Below are 17,277 nucleotides of genomic sequence, written 5' to 3'. Positions count from 1 at the left end.
CATGATATACCAGAAACCCGCCCTATAACAATGAAATTTTAAATTTCAGTTTTAACTTTCGAATAAATAACGTTTAATCTTGTTTGTAGATGTTTTGGGGAATTCCTCGTTCCGTAAGGTAAGGCTACGGATTTTTTTGTAATCAGCAAGTTTTTTGCTTCTCTCGTCGATTTCTCTCTGCAGGAGTATCTTTAACTGCTCATCTGGCCAGGTAACAGTTTTATTATCTGAATAATATTCATCGATTGCATCAAAGTTCGGATAGATTACGGCATGGGCTTCTTCATCGCCCGTGATGCGGTTTTGTCCTTTTATAACAAGAATTTCTTCAACGAAAGGTGATTCAAGTATAATGCTTTCAATCTCTTCGGGAAAGATGTTGAGACCGCTTCGCGTAATAATCACCGATTTTTTCCTGCCTGTTATATAGAGGAAGCCTTCTTCGTCGATATAGCCGATATCGCCTGTCAAGAAAAACCCGTCGGGCAAAAAGACATCCTTCGTTGCGCCTTCGTTTTTATAGTATTTTTTAAAGACATTTGGGCCTTTAATTGCAATCTCTCCTATTCCTTCAGCGTCTGGATCAATAATTTTTATTTCTGTGTCAGGAATGGCAGGTCCAACACTACCGGTTTTTTGCTTATGGGGCGGGTTCACTGTAGCAACGGGTGATGCTTCGGTAAGTCCATAGCCCTGTAAAACCACAAAGCCGAATCCTTCCATACCTTTCTGAACCCACGGCGATAGTGCTGCGCCTCCTGAGACAAAGAACCTCAAATTTTCTAACCCCATCTTTCCCCGTATATTTTTGTAAAGAAGCCGGCCTCCCAGGCCTTGTCGGCATGCATTTAAAATTGTGGCAGACCCCTTGATCAATCCCAAAAGGCCCTTGATGTGCAGGGGCACATTGTCCATTTTTTTACGAATACCCGCGAGAAGTTTCTCCAGAAGGAGCGGGACAGCGAGCATGATTGTGGGTTTGGCATCCTGAATATCTTCAAGCATTTCTCTTGGCTTTAACGGTTGCGAATAGGTGATTGATGCACCAACGCTGAGCGGAAGAAGGTTGCCTGCGGTATTTTCATATGCATGGGATATAGGTAATACTGAAAAGAACCGGTCGTTTTCGTCAAAGATGACTGATTGATAAATAGAATTTATATCGGATACAATATTCCGATGAGATAGAACAACCCCCTTTTGATTGCCGGTAGTTCCTGATGTATAAAAAATCACGGCTGTCTCGCTAATATGCAGTTCTTCCCGTTCAGAATAACTATCGAATTTGTTGAAAATATCGGGGAGATCGGGATAGGCATTATTTTTATCCATGGATATCAAAAAAAGTTGAGGCTTAATGTTCTTGATTCCTTCGAGGTAGCGTGTATTGCTGAATAAGGCTTTTATGCCGGAGTGGGTTATTATGTGACTGTGTTCAAATTCCTTTGCCCGGGTGTCGAGGGGAACGGCGATTCCGCCAATCCATTGTACAGCCATAAAACACATGATCCATTCAGGACAGTTATCTCCAAGGATGCCGATAAGATCGCCCTTCTGATAACCGCTGTATCTGAGAAATCCCGCAACCTTCTTTACGGCATCAATAAATTGTCCATAGGTATATGCATTCCACCCCTGTTTTTCCCTTTTTCTGAGGGCAATACGGGAAGGGAATGATCTTGCACTTTTTTCGAGCAGTTCATTCAAAGGGCATAATTCAAAGGGTTTTCTTACCGGCTCAATTTTCATGAAATCACCGTTTGTGATTAAGGCTGTTACAGATTTATGACTTCGTTATTCAGCATAAGGTCGAGGATTTCATCCATTGAAGCGGCCTTGCCGACGGCGACCGTGTCGGCAATGCATAAATCCACCAGGCAGAATCTTCCTGCAAGAATGGTAACGCCTTTTTCTTCAAGGGTTTTTAGCCTTGTAATGGCAGGCGAGCCTTCCACTAAAAGTTTTACAGCCGTGTTCCAGAATATTATTGCACGAGGTCTGTCATCACGTTTTGCAAGGGCATCGAGAAGGGTCATAAGGATTTCAAATCCAAGGATATCATCACCCCGACCAACATATTCAGACCCCAGTATAATTACTTTACCTTTCGGGTTATCCATAACGTACCTTCCTTTGTCAACTCAACACTCGCAGGCTCAAGCCTGCGACTAATGCCATTCCCACTCAATAAAAGGTTTTTTTATATCCACCATTGCATTAGCTATCAACTCGACAAGCCCGCCATAAAAGATGTTGCACTTTTCAAAAACAGAATAATAATTGAAAAGATCCCTTATCTGCCCTTTACAGTTTGAACAGGGTGCGCAAACATACTTTGGGATACCGGGTGAAATAACATCCTGGAAGGTTTCGAGGACCTGCTTCAGTTTTACGCGCCCCGATATTGCGCTTCTCCAGTCAGGAAAATTCATCGATTGCATAATTGCGAAGCCGCTTCCACCACCGCAGCAGTAATTTTCCACTCCATGAGGCTCCATTTCCCGGAACTGCGGGCAGATTTTACGTAAAATCTGCCTCTGTGGTTCTACGATGCCCATGAGCCTTACCATATTACATGGATCATGGAGTGTGATAGGGAAGTTATTTCTGCCCGGGTCAAGCTTAATTTTATTATTCATGACGAGGTCTGCCAGTAAGGGAATGGCGCTTTCTCTCGGTATATTCAAATCTCCCGTTAATATCCTGTCAGCAATGACCATCATTGCCTTATGGGCATGACCGCATTCACCGACAGATATTTTCTTTACCTTTAATGTCTTTGCAACCTCGGCATGTCTTAGTGCGATCTTTGCAAACTGGAAGTCATCATACCAGACACCATAATTCACCGCATCATATCCAACAAGCTCACTCGAAAGGGTCCAGTTTAATCCGGCAGCTTCGAAGATAATAGCAAAGGCCTCTGTGTTTTCCGGCCATGCCATGAATTCCCCTGCGTTATGGAGAAGGAGGATGTCCGCCCCTTCTTTATCAACGGGAATCTTGATTTTCTTACCCGTTTTTTCCTCTATTTCATCTTCCATAAAGCTTATAATATTGACCAATGCCTTTGGTGCGATACCAGTAGAAGATCCGGCCTTTAATTGTTGAACAGTTCCGGATTCATGTAATTCTTTCGGGGCTATTCCCATCTCCTGACTGAATATTTTTCTTATCTCGTGGCTTATAAGGCCATTGTCCACCCCCAGAGGGCATATCTGAGCACACCGTCTGCAAAGGGTGCACCGGTATGCAAGCTCGGCGAGCCTTGCAATGAGTGTCCAGTTAAGCTCAATATCGCTTCCTGTCAGTTTCAAGGATAGGATGCTTTGCTTTTTCAGGTATTTATTGATAATGCGGCGCAATATCTCCGGACGGTATGTAGGCCGGTAAATTTCCTGTTTTCCGCTTGCCACATAGGTAGGACATGAATCATTACAAATCTGACATTTGACACAATACTCAAGTGAATGCAAGAGGGGCTGGAGAAATGTCCAGTTGTTTTCTTTTGTGAGGAGTTTGGCAAGACCTGAAAGGAATTTTTTTATAAGCTCTTCTTCTTTTTCTTTTGTTTCGGGTTTGGGTATGCCTATGGCGAGGACGCCGTCAAGAGAAGCTTCATAACGATTCTTTTGATCCTGAGTCAGTTCTCTAATGGCCGGGTCTGCATCGGGTGTATCGTAAGGACAGGGAAGGGGCATGAGGTCTTCAGGTTTTATCCTGATCAGTTGTTCGCTCTTTTTACTTATATCTTCTATCTGCATATTTTTGCCTGTTTTCTCAACTTCTTATCCTCTCAACTTCGCATCTTCGGTTCTTCAACCTGTTCGCCCCACGTTTTTCCCGATTTGATATGTAGTGCTGACCAGGAAACCTTTTGATTCAAAAGTGCCTGTAATTTGCGTTCAAGTTTACTGCCTCTGATGTTAGGTTCATCATCCCATCTGATCAAATAAAATGCAAAGAATCTCGTGATATAATGCATAGACCGTGTATAGGGGAGGTAAACGAGAAAAAGGTTGAAGAGTATGATATGCGCTGCTGCACCAAATTCTACATCAATGAATTTAAATGTAATGAGACCTTTCCAGAATTCCCTGTATTCGGACAATGTCGGGTCTATAAAATACCATGCATAGAGTCCACTGATAAAAACTATAAAGGTGAAAATATAGGTAAAGTAATGCAGGGGCGTAGCATACTGTTTTAGATTTTCATCATAGATCCTTTTTATCAGTAAGCCAACACTCCCGAATGCACCAGTAACGAAACTCACAACCCCGGTAAAGAGGATAGCATAATAAAATACGATGCCTGTCATACTTTGCGACGATGATGATATTGTAATGCCGAAAACCATGGCAACCGCCCCGAAAAAGCAGAGCATATGGAAGGTAATGATCAGAATGAACCCTATATGCCATGGATAGAGAAAGTACCAGTAGGTTTTGTTTTTTTGAAAATATTCATTAAGGACAAAGTACTCTTTGAGTAAAAATAGAAATCCACGCAAATAACGTTTTTGCCGTATTCTTGTCCACCAGTCCACCTGCTCGAAATACGAACCCCCGTACCGATATTTTTCTTCATGCATAACAGGGTAGAGCTCCCACCTGAGATGTGTAGGCAGCTTCAAGTATTTTACCGCCTTGATGGTATACATGGCGATGATGAAGGTGTATGAGAAATAGGTGAGGATAGCCAAGAAGATTTTCATAAAAAAAGGGTTCCAGGGTTCCAGGGTTCCAGGGTCCGAGGGGTTTCCGAAACACTTGAACCCTTGGCCCCTTGACCCCTTGACCCCTTAGGTTTTACACGCATCCTGTGGGTTTGGGTAACCCGGCTATCTTACATGCCCCTTTTGCCGGACCTCCAGGGAATAATTGATAGATTCTTTTTAAATCGATTCCTGTCTGTTTGACAAGCATTCTTATTGGTGGGGCAATTTCATACTTCAAAAAATAATCCCTCAGGTAGTTCACTAATTTCCAGTGCTCTTCAGTCATGGGGTAAGCGCTTTCCAGTTTTGCGATGTCCTCTGCGATCTCCTTATTCCATTTATCCGGTTCCTGTATAAAACCGTCCTCATCAATCTCCATTTCAATTCCGCCAAGGGTTGTCTTTGCCATGTATTACCTCCTATTTCAATTTATGGGGCTCACGTCGCCCCCTCCATCAGCGGAGCTGTCGGAGCCACCCCTTCTCGCCCGCTATGCGGGCTATTTACCCTTTTTTGTGTATTTTTCAGGTTCCTCGTCGAATTTTTTCTTACAGGCCTTGCTGCAGAAATAGTAAGTCTGCTCTTTGTAGCTGCTTGTCCCTCGTGCCTTTTTCTCTTCAACTTCTACTTTACATACTGGACAGACTGCTGCCATAGACCCTCCTTTGTAATTTCTTTGTAAGCATATTTCTTATGTTTCAATACAGAAGATACGAAAGCATCAGCCCATTCCGGTGTACCGAGGGCATGGAGATGTGTATATGCGGCAAACATATTCTTGTAAACAATACCATCAACTGTGCCGTTGATTCCATAACCTCTTTTAATTCTTATGGCGCATCGAAGGTCATTGACGCTGGAAAGTTTTGAATGGTGAAACTCATGACCGCGCAATATGGTACCCATGGGAAAGAAAGGGTTCTCATGAACGATTTCCGCCTCTACGTATCCGTGTCCGAATGGCCGCCTGGACAACTCTGCTTCGGATGGTATGATGCCTGCCATTTTGTATAGTTTGCCATTTGTCCTTATCCCTCTGCTGAGATACATAAGCCCTGCGCATTCGGCATAGACTGTGAGACCGCCTTCGATTGCAACGACAATATCGTTCATGAGAGACCTATTGTCCCACAACTCTTCGAGGTGAAGCTCAGGGAAACCGCCACCGATGTAAAGGCCATCAATTTCCGGCAGTATCCTGTCTTTCAGCGAGTCAATATATACGATCTCAGCCCCTGCCTGCGTCAAGGCTTCAAGGTTTTCCGGGTAATAGAAATTGAAAATCTTGTCAAACACGACGCCGATGCGAACGACAGGATTTGTCTTCTGAGAATCCCCCGGACCATCAGATGAATTAATTTGTTCGCTCTGTTCGCTCTGTTCGTTCTGTGCAATCGATAATATTGCATCAAGATCCAGGTGGCGCTCAACGAATGTGCCTATATCGGTAATGTCTGATGCTCCCGATGTGCTTTCATTGAAAGGTATAAGCCCCAGATGACGTTCCGTAATGCTGAGGTTCTGTATTTTCGGTATGGCTCCAACCACAGGGATATGGCAATACCGTTCTATTGCCTGTATGAGCTTTGATTTGTGTCTTTCACCTGAAACGTTGTTAAGAATTACTCCTGCGATCTGCGTTTCCGGTTCGAAGTTCTGAAAACCCTTTATGAGGGCTGCTGCGCTTCGGCTCATCCTGGAGGTATTAACGACGAGGATTACAGGAGTCTTGAGCAATCTTGATAAGTGGGCAGAACTTCCTGTGCCGTCCGGGTCTATTCCATCGTAAAACCCCATGTTTCCTTCAATGAGAACGAGGTCAGCCTTATTGGTGGTTTGCTCAAAACTCCGGAGGAGCGTTTTTTCATCCATGAGAAATGCGTCAAGGTTACGGCAGTTCCTGCCGGATGCTGCAGTAAGCCATGACGCATCGATATAATCAGGCCCCTTTTTAAATGGTTGTACGGTAAACCCCCGTCTTCTGAAGGCATCACAGAGGCCGATGCTCACGATGGTCTTCCCGGAACGTCCGCCGGGGGCAGCAATCATGATCCGTGGCGGCATTTATGTGTCCTTGAGCTTTATAAAGGAGGCGCCAAGGTATAAATATTCTATTTTGCCTTCCTTGCTCAGTTCAGAAATTGCCTTGTCCACAAGGTGTTTATCTATCCCGAGCTCATGGGCCACTTCTTTATTTTTTGCTTTCGACACCGTTTTAAGATAATCGATTACCTTTTGTTTCAGTTCGCTGCTGATCTCGTCTGCCAATATCCTTACCTCCTTTTCCCCTTACCACTTAAACTGGGTGGTTGTCCTGTAAGTCTCCACGGCGTGCGTGAAATCGTCAATATGCTGGTCTGTAAATGGTATCTCTGTCAACCTGAAGAATTTTTCCCAGCCTATCCTTTCTATCCACTCGCCCATTCTTTCATATTTTTTTGCACTCCCGGCATATATTTCCACAATCTTTTTTAATACATCCACAACCTCTGTCCAGCGGGGCGGGGTATTGGGGAGGAATGGCACAACCATACGCGAAAACATCGGAGGTTTCCTCGCATTGGAAACCTTCCCGCCCACATAGATGGCTACACCGTCGCCCTCGGCATCGGCAAGCGGCATGGCAGGACATACAGTAAAACAATTAGCGCAGTACATACAGAGGTCTTCCCTTACGACAACGCTCTTTATGTTGGGGTCGGGATTCCTTCTTATTGCACCTGTCGGGCAGGATTGTATGGTCGTCGGTATCTCGCATTGTGCCAGCACCTTTTCGTTGTCGACTTTTGGCGGCCGTCTGTGTATACCCACTACTGCCAGATCAGAGCAGTGGACAGCGCCGCACATATTGATGCAGCATGCCACAGCGATCCTCACATAGGCGGGCAATTTCATGCTGGTAAAATATTCGTACATCTCATCCATTATCGCCTTCACGAGACCTGAAGCGTCTGTCGCTGCACTGTGACAGTGTATCCATCCCTGGGTATGGATAATATTCGAAATGCCGTTCCCTGTGCCGCCAGCAGGGAGACCTAGTTTCGCTGCTTCCTCTATAATCCCGTTTACATTTGATTTGTTATCGGTGATGAATTCAATGTTGGAACGGCTTGTGAACCTCAGATGGCCATCACAATATTTGTCCGCAATGTCGCATATGTCCCGGATAAAATCGATGCTTACGAGTCTTGGAGAGCCGACCCTTACCGTGTAGACTTCATCGCCTGTTTCAGAGACGTGCTTTAAAACACCTGCACGTACATTTTCATGATATTTCCATTTGCCATAATTCATTTTTATTGCATCAGGGAGCATATCCCGGTAATCGGGTGGTCCTATGTCCGTTCTGTTCATCCTATCCTCCTACTGGTTAATACACTTTGCGCTTGGCGCTATGCGCATAGCGTTCTTAAAAATACACATACGGATTTGCCCTTGGTTTATAGACCATCTGTGGAACGGGTGGTATGCCCATTTCCTTAAGAAAATTCTTAAGGCCGATTCTTTCGATGAGTTCCGCAAGCCTTTCCCTGGTACGACCATTTTCATCCCACCAATCCCATATCTTACGGAGCAGATCTTTGATTTCATCATAGGGGGGTTCGATTTTCATAAAAGGTACTAAAACCCATGACAGGTATGCGCCTTTAATAATAGGAGCCTTACCGCCAATGAGAATTGTAGCGCCGCCTTCGACACCAGGCCTTATCGCCTTGGTCATCTTGTTGATGCAATGCATGCACCTGACACAGTCGTCCGCCTGGAGTTTTAATTCCTTGTTTTTCTCATCCCATTCAAGGGCTTCGGAGGGGCACTTATCGACTACAAGCGTTTTAATGTCGAACCCGTTGTCTACGTAATTCCTGACTGCATTTTGATCAATGCGGAGGGTATCTCTCCATGTACCGATTATCGTGAAATCTGCCCTTGCGATGGCTGCTACACAATCGTTGGGACAGCCTGAGGCCTTGATCTTGAACTTATAAGGCCAGCGAGGTCTGTGGATCTCATCCTGAAACTCCATGGTAAGATCGTGGACAAGCTTGAGCGTATCAAAGTTGGACCACTCGCAGCGTGCCTGACCAACACAACCGGCAATTGTCCGCAGTGCAGAACCGGAGCCACCAAGGTCAAAACCTGCTTCCGTCAAACTGTCAAAACACGGCTGCAGGTTGTCTGTAGTGGTTCCAAGGAGAATAGCGTCACCGGTTGAGCCATGCATATTTGTCATACCGCTTCCGTATTGCTCCCAGATGTCGCACAATTTACGCAGACTTTTCGTTGAATAGAACCATCCGGCAGGATGATTAACACGCATGGTGTGGAATGCTGCCGCATCAGGGAACTTTTCCGGAACATCGCAGTATCTCCCGATTACGCCGCTCCCATAGCCTGTTACTCCCACGATCCCGCCGTGTTTCCAGTGAGTTACCCTGTCTTTGTAGGACAATTCCTGGATGCCGAGCAAATCTTTCGCTGCCTTGTTCTTTTTGGCCATGCGCTTGATCTCTTTTACGTAGCTTGGCCAGGGTCCCTTCTCCAGTTCATCGAGTAAAGGGGTATCTTCGTCCATTCATCCACCTCCCTAAAGATTTAATTGCCTGTATGAAAAACGCCCCCTGAAAGCGGGGCATGAAAACCCAAAAGCCTTACGTGAGGAAAACGGCTCAATAGATTAATATATAGCAACGAAAACAAAACTTGTCAATTTGGATGTAAATAAAATAGTGAAACTCGAAACAATGTAAGATTGGAATTGAAAACAAAGGTAAAGTCGGATATTATTCCGTATAGTTGACAAAATGGGAGGTTTTTTTAAATGAAGATGATTCAATTCGCGGTTGCTGCTATTTTCATATGTGTTTCCTGCACTATCCCGTTAAAATCTTTCGGGGAGGAATTGTTGGTTTTTGCCGGCGCTGCAAGCAAACCGCCAGCGGAAGAAATTGCAAAGGCATTTGAAAAGAAAACAGGCGTAAAAGTTAATATCACTTTTGGCGGGTCCGGTTTTGTCCTTTCCCAGATGTCCCTTGCAAAAAAAGGGGATATCTATTTACCCGGTTCGTCAGATTATATGGAACTTGCCAAGAAGAAAGGGTTTGTTTTTCCTGAAACAGAAAAATATGTTGTGTATCTTGTACCTGCAATCAATGTACAAAAGGGAAATCCAAAAGGCATAAAGCTGCTTGCTGACCTTGTCAGACCGGGCTTGCGTGTTGCCATAGCAAACCCGGAAGGGGTTTGTGTAGGATTATACGCTGTTGAAATTATACAGAAAAATCTTAATTCAGAACAAAAGGCAGCGTTCAGGCAAAATCTTGTAAATTACACGGAAAGCTGTGAGAAGACGGCAACAGCTATTTCATTAAAGACAGTTGATGCCGTTCTCGGCTGGAGGGTTTTTCAATACTGGGACCCTGAAAGAATTGAGACCGTTCCGTTAAAAAAGCATGAAGTAGTAAGGGTTGGATATATCCCCATCGCAATTTCTAAATTTACGAAAAATAAGGCGCTTTCTCAAAAATTCATAGATTTTGTCCTTTCCGATGAAGGTAAAGCAACTTTCAGGAAATACCATTACTTCATGAGTCCCGACGAAGCATTTGAATGGATCGGACAGAAGAAGCCTGTCGGCGGAGAGTATACGGTGCCTGAGGACTGGCTTAAGAGATGAGCTTTAAGCGTCTTGCCATAACATTCAGCTTTGTTACATTTTTATTGTATGTGACTCTGATTCTCTCGCTCCTTTACTTTTACAGAGGATCGCTATTCCTTGAGATACTGTTTTCTGAAAGGACATTATTTTCCATACGGTTAAGCATTGTTACCGCCACCATTGCCACGCTTCTGTCTATGTTCTTTGCCATTCCATCTGCATATGCACTCTCCAGGTATAATTTTTTCGGGAGGCAATTTGTTGATACAGTGCTTGAACTTCCCATGATTGTTTCTCCCGTAGCCCTCGGCGCCATGGTTCTTATTTTTTTTAACACACCTGCCGGTCTTGCTATTCAAGAGCAGGGAATGCAATTTGTGTTTACCGTTTACGGGATACTTATCGCACAATTTATTACCACGGCAGGCATAGCAACCAGACTTGTTAAGGCCGCTATGGATGAAATTCCCCAGAGATATGAGGAGGTGGCGAAAACGCTCGGTGCTTCGCCTTCAAAGGCGTTTTTTAACGTGACCCTACCATTGAGCAAAAATGGAATTATCGCCGCTTCAATACTGACGTGGGCAAAAGCGCTTGGTGAGTTCGGTGCAACAATTACTATCGCCGGTTCCATGGCCATGAAAACCGAGACCATTCCTGTGGCTATTTTTATGAGACTTGCCAGCGCTGATATTGAGGGTACTGTAGTCCTTGTACTTATATTGGTAGGGATAGGGCTGAGCATTTTATATGCGGTGAGACTGTTTACTGCAAAAACACCGTATGCGTGAATCTCGAACCTTGAACGCTTTTTAAAAAAAGGAAGCATGTCGCACATAGAATTAAAACATATCAGTAAATACGTTCTCAATGATGTAAATCTTGAGATTGAGGATAAAGAACTGCTTGTACTTGTTGGTCCCAACGGGGCAGGGAAGTCCACACTGCTCAACGTCATAGCCGGTCTTACAGATTACAGGGGCGAAGTCTTTTTCGATGAGAAAAAGATGGATCAAACACCCCCGCATAAAAGAGGGGTAGGGTACCTTTTTCAGGACCTGGCACTTTTCCCCCATCTAAATGTATCTTCTAATATTGCCTATGGATTAAAGGTTCAGGGCTATCCGGAAAAGGTAATAAAGAAGAGGGTTGAGGCATTACTTGATGCACTCCATATCGGAGGCCTTAGAGAGAGGCATCCCCATAACCTGAGTGGAGGTGAAAAACAGAGGGTTGCTATTGCCAGGGCTATTGCCCCTTTTCAGAAGATTCTGCTCCTTGATGAGCCCCTGTCAGGTCTTGATCCCCAGACATCGAAATACTTAAGGACAGAGTTGTGTGTTCTCCTGAAGAGATTGGAGATTACATCGGTTTTTGTGATACATGATCTTCTGGGGGCTGAAGAAATGGCCGACAGGATAGCCATCATTCATAAGGGCCAGATTGAGCAACTGGCAACGCCGAATGATATTTTCTTTAATCCCAGAACAGACATAGTCTCTGAATTTATCGGTATGCCCAACATCCTGAATTGCGATCACTGCCATATTCTATCGACAGGTCTTGTTGAAGTCGTTTCGGGAGATATGAGCATTATCCTTCCCTATGAGGGTAGCAGCATAAAAAAGCTTGCAATCCCGCCCCACGATATTTACATCTCGGACACAAAACCCCCCGGCCCGGCCCTTAATCGCTACAAAGGCATTATTACGGAAATATTACCTATAAATTCTACCATACGGGTGCGTGTTGCCGTTGGCAGCAATAATCTCCTCACCGAGCTTCAAAAAAGCGCTTTCGACGAGATGAACCTTGATGTGGGGAAAGAGGTTTACGTTATTGTCAAACTCCGCAGATTACGGTATGTAGAGCCATGAACTATTTTTTCTTGTAAAGCGGTGACATGCTCCTCAGGAATGTGACGCTCTTGTTAAGCGCTGCAAAGGCCTTATCAATATCATCAAGGGTATTTCCGGTGCCAAAAGAGAAGATGAGTGTTCCCTGGGCTGTAACATAATCGCAGCCGGTAGCAATGAGGACGTGTGATGCCCTTAAAGAACCCGCTGCACAGGCTGAACGGGTGGAAACGCAGATGCCTTCCCCCTCGAGCATGATCATCATGGACTCCCCTTCAACATATTCTACAGAAACGGAAACAAGACCGGGGAGAGAAAGCTCAGGATGCCCGTTAATGTGAATCTCCTCAAGGGTGTTTAGCTTTTCAATGAATGCTTTTTTGAGTTTGAGCAGGTGTTCTGTGCGCTGGGGCATCTCCATACGGGCCAGCTCAGCGGCCTTGCCCATCCCTACGTTGCCGAGTATGTTTTGTGTCCCGGCACGCCTGTTGTTCTCCTGGGTGCCGCCATCAATGAGGGGAAATATTTCCGTTTTCGGGCGTATGTAGAGGGCTCCTGCGCCGGATGGTCCATAAAACTGGTTGGCTGCCATACTGAGGAGGTCAACGCCCAGTTCGTCAACATTGATAGGGATATTCCCTCCCGATGCCACAGCATCTGTATGAAATAGCACGTTCTTTGCACTGGTGATTTTCCCGATTTCGGCGATAGGTTCTATCGTCCCTATTTCATTGTTTGCATGCATGATGGATACGAGTATCGTATCTTCGGTAATCGCTTTTTCAACGTCTTTCGGGTCAACAAGGCCATATTTATCAACGGGAATAGCAGTGACCTGGTATCCCAGGCGCATAAGTACCCTCAATGTCCTTGCTACCGACTGATGTTCAATATTTGTACTTACAATATGTTTCCCCTTTTTAAACTTTGCAAAGGCAACCCCTTTTATGGCGTGATTGATTGATTCGGTGCCACTTGATGTGAAGACGATTTCCTCAGGATTTGCATGAATGAGTTGCGCCACCTGGTCACGCGCTCCTTCCAGTGCCTCGACAGCGGCATCGCCAATATGGTGCTGACTCAAAGGGTTTCCAAAGTTGTCATTCTGTATAAAATTGATCATTGTTTCCTTTACTAAAGGATGAAGCGGTGTGGCAGATATATGATCAAAATAGATGGTATTCATCTCTTAAGCTCCTTATTTGGTAACGTGATATAAAATGGTAATGTGATATAAAACATGGGCAATTACTTATTCTGGCCTGCAGTTGGCTTACCGCATTTTGCACAGAAAAGCGTTTCACTAAGGAATACCGTATCACAATAAGGGCAGTAGCATTTGCCTTTTCTTTTACCGATATAATCAACCTTTTCCCTGGATGTATCCTTTTGTTTTCCCGCTATCCGGTTGTAGTAATCTATAATAGCCATGTGAAGCGCATCAGCCCCGAGGTTTGCGCAGTGCAATTCATTCTTTGGCAATTCCCCAAGGGTTTTAGCGACTTCCTGTTTTGTGATCTTCATGGCTTCTTTCAGGGTCTTCCCTTTGGCCATATCTGTCACTATACTTGAGACCGCAATGGCTGCGCCACATCCAAGGGTGCTGAACTTTATATCAATAATCCGTTCATCTTCGACCTTTATCATAATTTTCATCATGTCGCCGCAAATCGGATTACCTACCTCTCCGATGCCATCCGGATTTTTGATTATGCCCTTGTTGCGTGGGTTCTTAAAGTGATCCATTACCATTTCAGAATACTCCATGTGTACCTCCTTGAAAATAACCAATCATCAATCTTCCAAATTACACCTGTCTGCCTCGTCCAAGGCACAGGCAGGAAAGTTTGGATATTGTTATTTGGTTATCTAAATATAACGTATTTCACTGATTTTGCAAGGGATAAGTATAGATACAAATTCCAAACAATTCTAAATTCTAAATTCAATTACGATATTCGGATTTAGGATTTGATTTTCCAAAAGAGGGTTGACAAGTTTGTTAATCTACGCTAATAAGGTATTTAAGGATTATAATGTAGCTATTTGTTTAAACAATCTTCGAGACAAGGGGGTAATTATGGCAGAGCAGAAAAGTATTGACTGGACGACGCTCTGGAAAAAGGATGACTGGATGTCTGTGTGGATCGGGTTTATCATCCTCATCGTGTTTATGGCAGGGGCCACATTTAAACTTCCAGGGTGGAAGTGGATGGGAGACGGGGCATTTTTTGACAAGGTCTCTGAACTGGCGCCAAAGGTTGAATCTCTCGCAAAGGAGGCAGAAACAAAGGGAGAAGCAGGGATTCAGAGCCAGACCCTTGCTCTGAAAGCAGCATTTAGCGCGAGGGACAGAAAGGCTGCCGGCGATGTTGCCGGTAAGCTTGAGAAGGCAGCAAAAGAAGCAAAAGATAAAGACGTAAAGAAGAAGGCAGATAAAATCGCCAAAGGTGTAAAGGGTGATGCAGGCGCCACTATTGGAAAGGTGCTTTCAGGTGATAACCTTCTTAAGACCTTGTATCTGCTCATTGGATTATGGATCCTCGGTGCAATCGGCATGGCCTGTATGGGGATGCCTGTCGGCAAATTTACCGCCGGCTTCCCGATCATCTATGTACTCTCCGCCTTATCATTCTTTGTTGCAGGAAACGCTACAGTATCCTATTATGGCCTTGAGGTGGTCTTCTGGTCATTGCTTTTTGGACTCCTGATCAGCAATACAGTCGGTGTACCCGAATGGCTCAAGACTGCAGTAAAAACGGAGTTTTTCATTAAAATAGGCCTTGTATTGCTGGGCGCCGAGGTTCTCTTCACCACAATCGCGAAAGTCGGGGCATACGGCATGATCCAGTCCATTATAGTCATCGGGGCTGTTTTTTATGTCTGCCTATGGGTGGGAAGGAAAATGGGGCTTGATGATGAGTTTTCATCGATCCTTGGAACTGCGGTTTCTATCTGCGGTGTTTCGGCTGCCATAGCTGCAGGCGGAGCTGTAAAAGGGGATCAGAAGAAGGTGAGCCATACCATTTCTCTTGTCCTTCTTTGTGCCATCCCTATGCTGATCTTTGAGCCCCTTATTGCGAAAGCAGTGGGTATGTCTGCTGCGGTGGCAGGCGCATGGATCGGCGGCACCATTGATACAACGGGCGCTGTTGTTGCGGCAGGCGCAATAGCAGGGGATGCAGCAATGGCGGTTGCTATCGTTGTAAAGATGGCGCAGAATGTTTTGATCGGCGCTGCTGCGTTTCTGCTTGCCATATGGTTCAGCTTTAAAGGGCAGGCAACCGGTGAAAAACCAAGTGTTATGGATATATGGTTCAGGTTTCCAAAATTCGTTGTCGGTTTTATCGTAGTGTCCATTGTATTTTCCTTCTTCATGTCAGAAGCTTCAGCGAAGGCCGTGACCAGTGTTACTGCAGGGCTGAGGGGTTGGTGGTTTACCCTTGCATTTTTATGCATCGGTCTTGACACCAAATTCAAAGAGCTTGTGGCAATGGGTGGCGGTAAACCGGCAGCGGTATTTCTCATTGCCCAGGCCTTCAATGTCGTCTGGACGCTCATTTTTGCATATCTGATTTTCGGCGGTATACTCTTCCCGGTGCCGACGTTTTAAATGGCACAACGAACCAAGTGCTCAAGCAGTAGGCACTAAGCAGCCAAGGGCAGACAGGATAAACTCTGTTTGCCCTTTCTCATATCTTCTCCTTAAAATCCTAACATCTTATAACAGGTTCTGCAGGGTAGGGGAGGCGGGGGCAGTTCCGATACTTCCGGTTTCTTCAAGTCGAGAAAAGACTGAAAGGCTTCTTTAAAATTTTGTTGCCGCTGAATAAAACATCCCCTGAAATCGGCATATTCTTTTCTGTTCCATATCGATTCAAATGGTTCACGAAAAATATTACCAAAACTCACCTTGTCGATATTGTGCTCCTGCCCGCAAAAAACCCTTTTAAAAGGGGAGGCTACAGGAGGGTAAAGATATACGCATGGCGATACCTCACCTTCAACCGATATATAAAGATTCTTAAGAGGGTTTTCACTGCATACGGATACTTCATCGGGAGTGACGTTGGGTATAACAAGTCTGATATTTGACCGTCTGGCCTTATTCACCGCTTTTATTAATAATTCTTTATAGGGTTCCTCGTTATTGCATGTAAAAACCTTCTTGTCGTCCTGCCATGAATTAGAAATCTGAATGATATTTAATAGGACGATTTCCTCAATGTCGATTTCCTTTGCAAGGTCGATGAGAACGGGCAACTCGCCGATATTTTCTTTCAGCATGAGATAAACGATGTGCATTTTGGGTTTGTTGGGCGGAGCATATTTGTCACTTAGCTTTTTGAAAAGTTTAATTGAATTAATCAGCGTATCAAAATCGGAATTTACCCTGATAGAATTATGTGTTTCAGGTGTGGCGCCCGACAGTGAAAATCCAATGAAGTCTACCCCTGCTCTTATAAGCTTAGTTGTATACTCATCAGTAAGACCCATACCGCTTGTAACAAAACCGACCTGTGTCCCTTCCTTTTTTGCAAGATGGATGCATTCTATCAAATCTTTGTGTAGCAGTGATTCGCCCCATCCTTCAAGCACCACGCTTTTCACGTTTTTCATATAAGGTACAATCTTTTTGAAGTCATTAATGTCCATGTCTTTCCGGTGCCAGTCTCTATACTCTTCTTTGATGCACATGGTACACCGCAACGGACAAAGCGTAGTAAGCTCAATCTGCCATGCGGCGAATTGTCGTGTTTTCCTGCCTTGAAACAGTGTCTGTAAAATTCCCATTTTCACCCCAACCCTGCAAAGGTTCTTGGATTTTCACAGTGTAGCATAAGTGTAAAAAATGTAAATAAACTATTACCGGGGCTCACGTCGCCCCCTCTGTCAGCCAAGCTCGACCCGCAAGCGGGTACGAACCTGTGAAATAATCAATTTTTCCATAAGCATGTTCCTTCTTCCTTTCGAGTTATACCGGCCAATCTCTATAAAAGTTCTCTCATCTTATGGAGACATATGCATTTCCTTATCGGGTAGGC

The 17,277-nt window shown here is 44.7% G+C and carries 17 protein-coding genes; 4 read left to right on the top strand and 13 right to left on the bottom strand.

All coding sequences use genetic code 11. The features are described from left to right. Window positions 1-51: 51 nt before the first annotated feature. The 10 genes from NTX75_18710 to dsrA form a co-directional block, all read right to left on the bottom strand. Window positions 52-1,749, bottom strand: coding sequence for an AMP-binding protein (locus tag NTX75_18710; GenBank protein MCX5818248.1), 1,698 nt, complete (start codon window positions 1,747-1,749; stop codon window positions 52-54). Between the two features lie 26 nt (window positions 1,750-1,775). Continuing rightward, window positions 1,776-2,120 (bottom strand): hypothetical protein, encoded by a 345-nt coding sequence (locus NTX75_18705; GenBank protein MCX5818247.1) that lies wholly within the window; start codon window positions 2,118-2,120, stop codon window positions 1,776-1,778. Between the two features lie 48 nt (window positions 2,121-2,168). Beyond that, window positions 2,169-3,764 carry a (Fe-S)-binding protein gene (locus NTX75_18700; protein ID MCX5818246.1) on the bottom strand — a complete coding sequence of 532 codons (1,596 nt, stop codon included), beginning with the start codon at window positions 3,762-3,764 and terminating at the stop codon, window positions 2,169-2,171. A 32-nt stretch (window positions 3,765-3,796) separates the two neighbouring features. Further along, complete coding sequence (locus NTX75_18695) at window positions 3,797-4,717, bottom strand: respiratory nitrate reductase subunit gamma (GenBank protein ID MCX5818245.1); 921 nt, start codon at window positions 4,715-4,717, stop codon at window positions 3,797-3,799. Window positions 4,718-4,811: 94 nt separating this feature from the next. Continuing rightward, window positions 4,812-5,129 carry a TusE/DsrC/DsvC family sulfur relay protein gene (locus tag NTX75_18690; GenBank protein MCX5818244.1) on the bottom strand — a complete coding sequence of 106 codons (318 nt, stop codon included), beginning with the start codon at window positions 5,127-5,129 and terminating at the stop codon, window positions 4,812-4,814. Window positions 5,130-5,219: 90 nt separating this feature from the next. Beyond that, entirely contained in the window at window positions 5,220-5,375 is a 156-nt protein-coding gene (locus tag NTX75_18685) for a YHS domain-containing protein (GenBank protein ID MCX5818243.1), read from the bottom strand. Further along, entirely contained in the window at window positions 5,345-6,784 is a 1,440-nt protein-coding gene (cobB, locus tag NTX75_18680; protein ID MCX5818242.1) for a hydrogenobyrinic acid a,c-diamide synthase (glutamine-hydrolyzing), read from the bottom strand. The genes NTX75_18685 and cobB overlap by 31 nt, the downstream gene beginning before the upstream one ends. Continuing rightward, complete coding sequence (locus tag NTX75_18675; GenBank protein ID MCX5818241.1) at window positions 6,785-6,988, bottom strand: hypothetical protein; 204 nt, start codon at window positions 6,986-6,988, stop codon at window positions 6,785-6,787. 21 nt (window positions 6,989-7,009) lie between these two features. Next, the gene (dsrB, locus tag NTX75_18670) at window positions 7,010-8,074 is read right to left on the bottom strand and encodes a dissimilatory-type sulfite reductase subunit beta (protein ID MCX5818240.1); all 1,065 of its coding nucleotides are present in this window, start codon (window positions 8,072-8,074) and stop codon (window positions 7,010-7,012) included. 55 nt (window positions 8,075-8,129) lie between these two features. Beyond that, window positions 8,130-9,293 carry a dissimilatory-type sulfite reductase subunit alpha gene (gene dsrA, locus NTX75_18665; GenBank protein ID MCX5818239.1) on the bottom strand — a complete coding sequence of 388 codons (1,164 nt, stop codon included), beginning with the start codon at window positions 9,291-9,293 and terminating at the stop codon, window positions 8,130-8,132. Between the two features lie 246 nt (window positions 9,294-9,539). Here dsrA and modA point away from each other — a divergent pair, with 246 nt between their 5' ends. Genes modA through NTX75_18650 form a run of 3 tightly spaced genes read left to right on the top strand, consistent with a single transcriptional unit; the run spans window position 9,540 to window position 12,253 of the window. After that, window positions 9,540-10,394, top strand: a complete 855-nt coding sequence (gene modA / locus NTX75_18660; protein ID MCX5818238.1) for a molybdate ABC transporter substrate-binding protein — start codon at window positions 9,540-9,542, stop codon at window positions 10,392-10,394. After that, entirely contained in the window at window positions 10,391-11,167 is a 777-nt protein-coding gene (locus tag NTX75_18655) for an ABC transporter permease (GenBank protein MCX5818237.1), read from the top strand. Before modA ends, NTX75_18655 begins: the two co-directional genes overlap by 4 nt. 36 nt (window positions 11,168-11,203) lie before the next feature. Further along, window positions 11,204-12,253: an ABC transporter ATP-binding protein gene (locus tag NTX75_18650; GenBank protein ID MCX5818236.1), complete on the top strand. Its 1,050-nt coding sequence runs from the start codon at window positions 11,204-11,206 to the stop codon at window positions 12,251-12,253. A gap of 1 nt (window position 12,254) precedes the next feature. Here the strand turns inward: NTX75_18650 and NTX75_18645 are convergent, their stop codons facing one another. Both NTX75_18645 and NTX75_18640 read right to left on the bottom strand, forming a co-directional pair. After that, the gene (locus NTX75_18645; protein MCX5818235.1) at window positions 12,255-13,418 is read right to left on the bottom strand and encodes a cysteine desulfurase family protein; all 1,164 of its coding nucleotides are present in this window, start codon (window positions 13,416-13,418) and stop codon (window positions 12,255-12,257) included. Window positions 13,419-13,480: 62 nt separating this feature from the next. Continuing rightward, the gene (locus NTX75_18640) at window positions 13,481-13,999 is read right to left on the bottom strand and encodes an iron-sulfur cluster assembly scaffold protein (protein MCX5818234.1); all 519 of its coding nucleotides are present in this window, start codon (window positions 13,997-13,999) and stop codon (window positions 13,481-13,483) included. A gap of 313 nt (window positions 14,000-14,312) precedes the next feature. On the opposite strand from NTX75_18640, the gene NTX75_18635 reads away from it, so the two are divergent. Beyond that, window positions 14,313-15,845 carry a putative sulfate exporter family transporter gene (locus NTX75_18635; protein MCX5818233.1) on the top strand — a complete coding sequence of 511 codons (1,533 nt, stop codon included), beginning with the start codon at window positions 14,313-14,315 and terminating at the stop codon, window positions 15,843-15,845. 92 nt (window positions 15,846-15,937) lie between these two features. Here NTX75_18635 and NTX75_18630 read toward each other — a convergent pair whose 3' ends face one another. Then, window positions 15,938-17,026 (bottom strand): radical SAM protein, encoded by a 1,089-nt coding sequence (locus NTX75_18630; protein ID MCX5818232.1) that lies wholly within the window; start codon window positions 17,024-17,026, stop codon window positions 15,938-15,940. Between the last annotated feature and the right edge of the window lie 251 nt (window positions 17,027-17,277).

It is taken from the genome of Pseudomonadota bacterium, from assembly GCA_026388315.1.
GTDB lineage: Bacteria > Desulfobacterota > Syntrophorhabdia > Syntrophorhabdales > Syntrophorhabdaceae > MWEV01.
The sequence above is the reverse complement of the archived record's forward strand: the minus strand, read 5'-3'. Positions and strand labels throughout refer to the sequence as shown.

Excerpts from the sequence above, each read along its gene's own strand:
- NTX75_18710 (MCX5818248.1), bottom strand. The coding sequence starts at position 1,749 with ATGAAAATTGAGCCGGTAAGAAAACCCTTTGAATTATGCCCTTTGAAT.
- NTX75_18705 (MCX5818247.1), bottom strand. The coding sequence starts at position 2,120 with ATGGATAACCCGAAAGGTAAAGTAATTATACTGGGGTCTGAATATGTT.
- NTX75_18700 (MCX5818246.1), bottom strand. The coding sequence starts at position 3,764 with ATGCAGATAGAAGATATAAGTAAAAAGAGCGAACAACTGATCAGGATA.
- NTX75_18695 (MCX5818245.1), bottom strand. The coding sequence starts at position 4,717 with ATGAAAATCTTCTTGGCTATCCTCACCTATTTCTCATACACCTTCATC.
- NTX75_18690 (MCX5818244.1), bottom strand. The coding sequence starts at position 5,129 with ATGGCAAAGACAACCCTTGGCGGAATTGAAATGGAGATTGATGAGGAC.
- NTX75_18685 (MCX5818243.1), bottom strand. The coding sequence starts at position 5,375 with ATGGCAGCAGTCTGTCCAGTATGTAAAGTAGAAGTTGAAGAGAAAAAG.
- cobB (MCX5818242.1), bottom strand. The coding sequence starts at position 6,784 with ATGCCGCCACGGATCATGATTGCTGCCCCCGGCGGACGTTCCGGGAAG.
- dsrB (MCX5818240.1), bottom strand. The coding sequence starts at position 8,074 with ATGAACAGAACGGACATAGGACCACCCGATTACCGGGATATGCTCCCT.
- dsrA (MCX5818239.1), bottom strand. The coding sequence starts at position 9,293 with ATGGACGAAGATACCCCTTTACTCGATGAACTGGAGAAGGGACCCTGG.
- modA (MCX5818238.1), top strand. The coding sequence starts at position 9,540 with ATGAAGATGATTCAATTCGCGGTTGCTGCTATTTTCATATGTGTTTCC.
- NTX75_18655 (MCX5818237.1), top strand. The coding sequence starts at position 10,391 with ATGAGCTTTAAGCGTCTTGCCATAACATTCAGCTTTGTTACATTTTTA.
- NTX75_18650 (MCX5818236.1), top strand. The coding sequence starts at position 11,204 with ATGTCGCACATAGAATTAAAACATATCAGTAAATACGTTCTCAATGAT.
- NTX75_18645 (MCX5818235.1), bottom strand. The coding sequence starts at position 13,418 with ATGAATACCATCTATTTTGATCATATATCTGCCACACCGCTTCATCCT.
- NTX75_18640 (MCX5818234.1), bottom strand. The coding sequence starts at position 13,999 with ATGGAGTATTCTGAAATGGTAATGGATCACTTTAAGAACCCACGCAAC.
- NTX75_18635 (MCX5818233.1), top strand. The coding sequence starts at position 14,313 with ATGGCAGAGCAGAAAAGTATTGACTGGACGACGCTCTGGAAAAAGGAT.
- NTX75_18630 (MCX5818232.1), bottom strand. The coding sequence starts at position 17,026 with ATGGGAATTTTACAGACACTGTTTCAAGGCAGGAAAACACGACAATTC.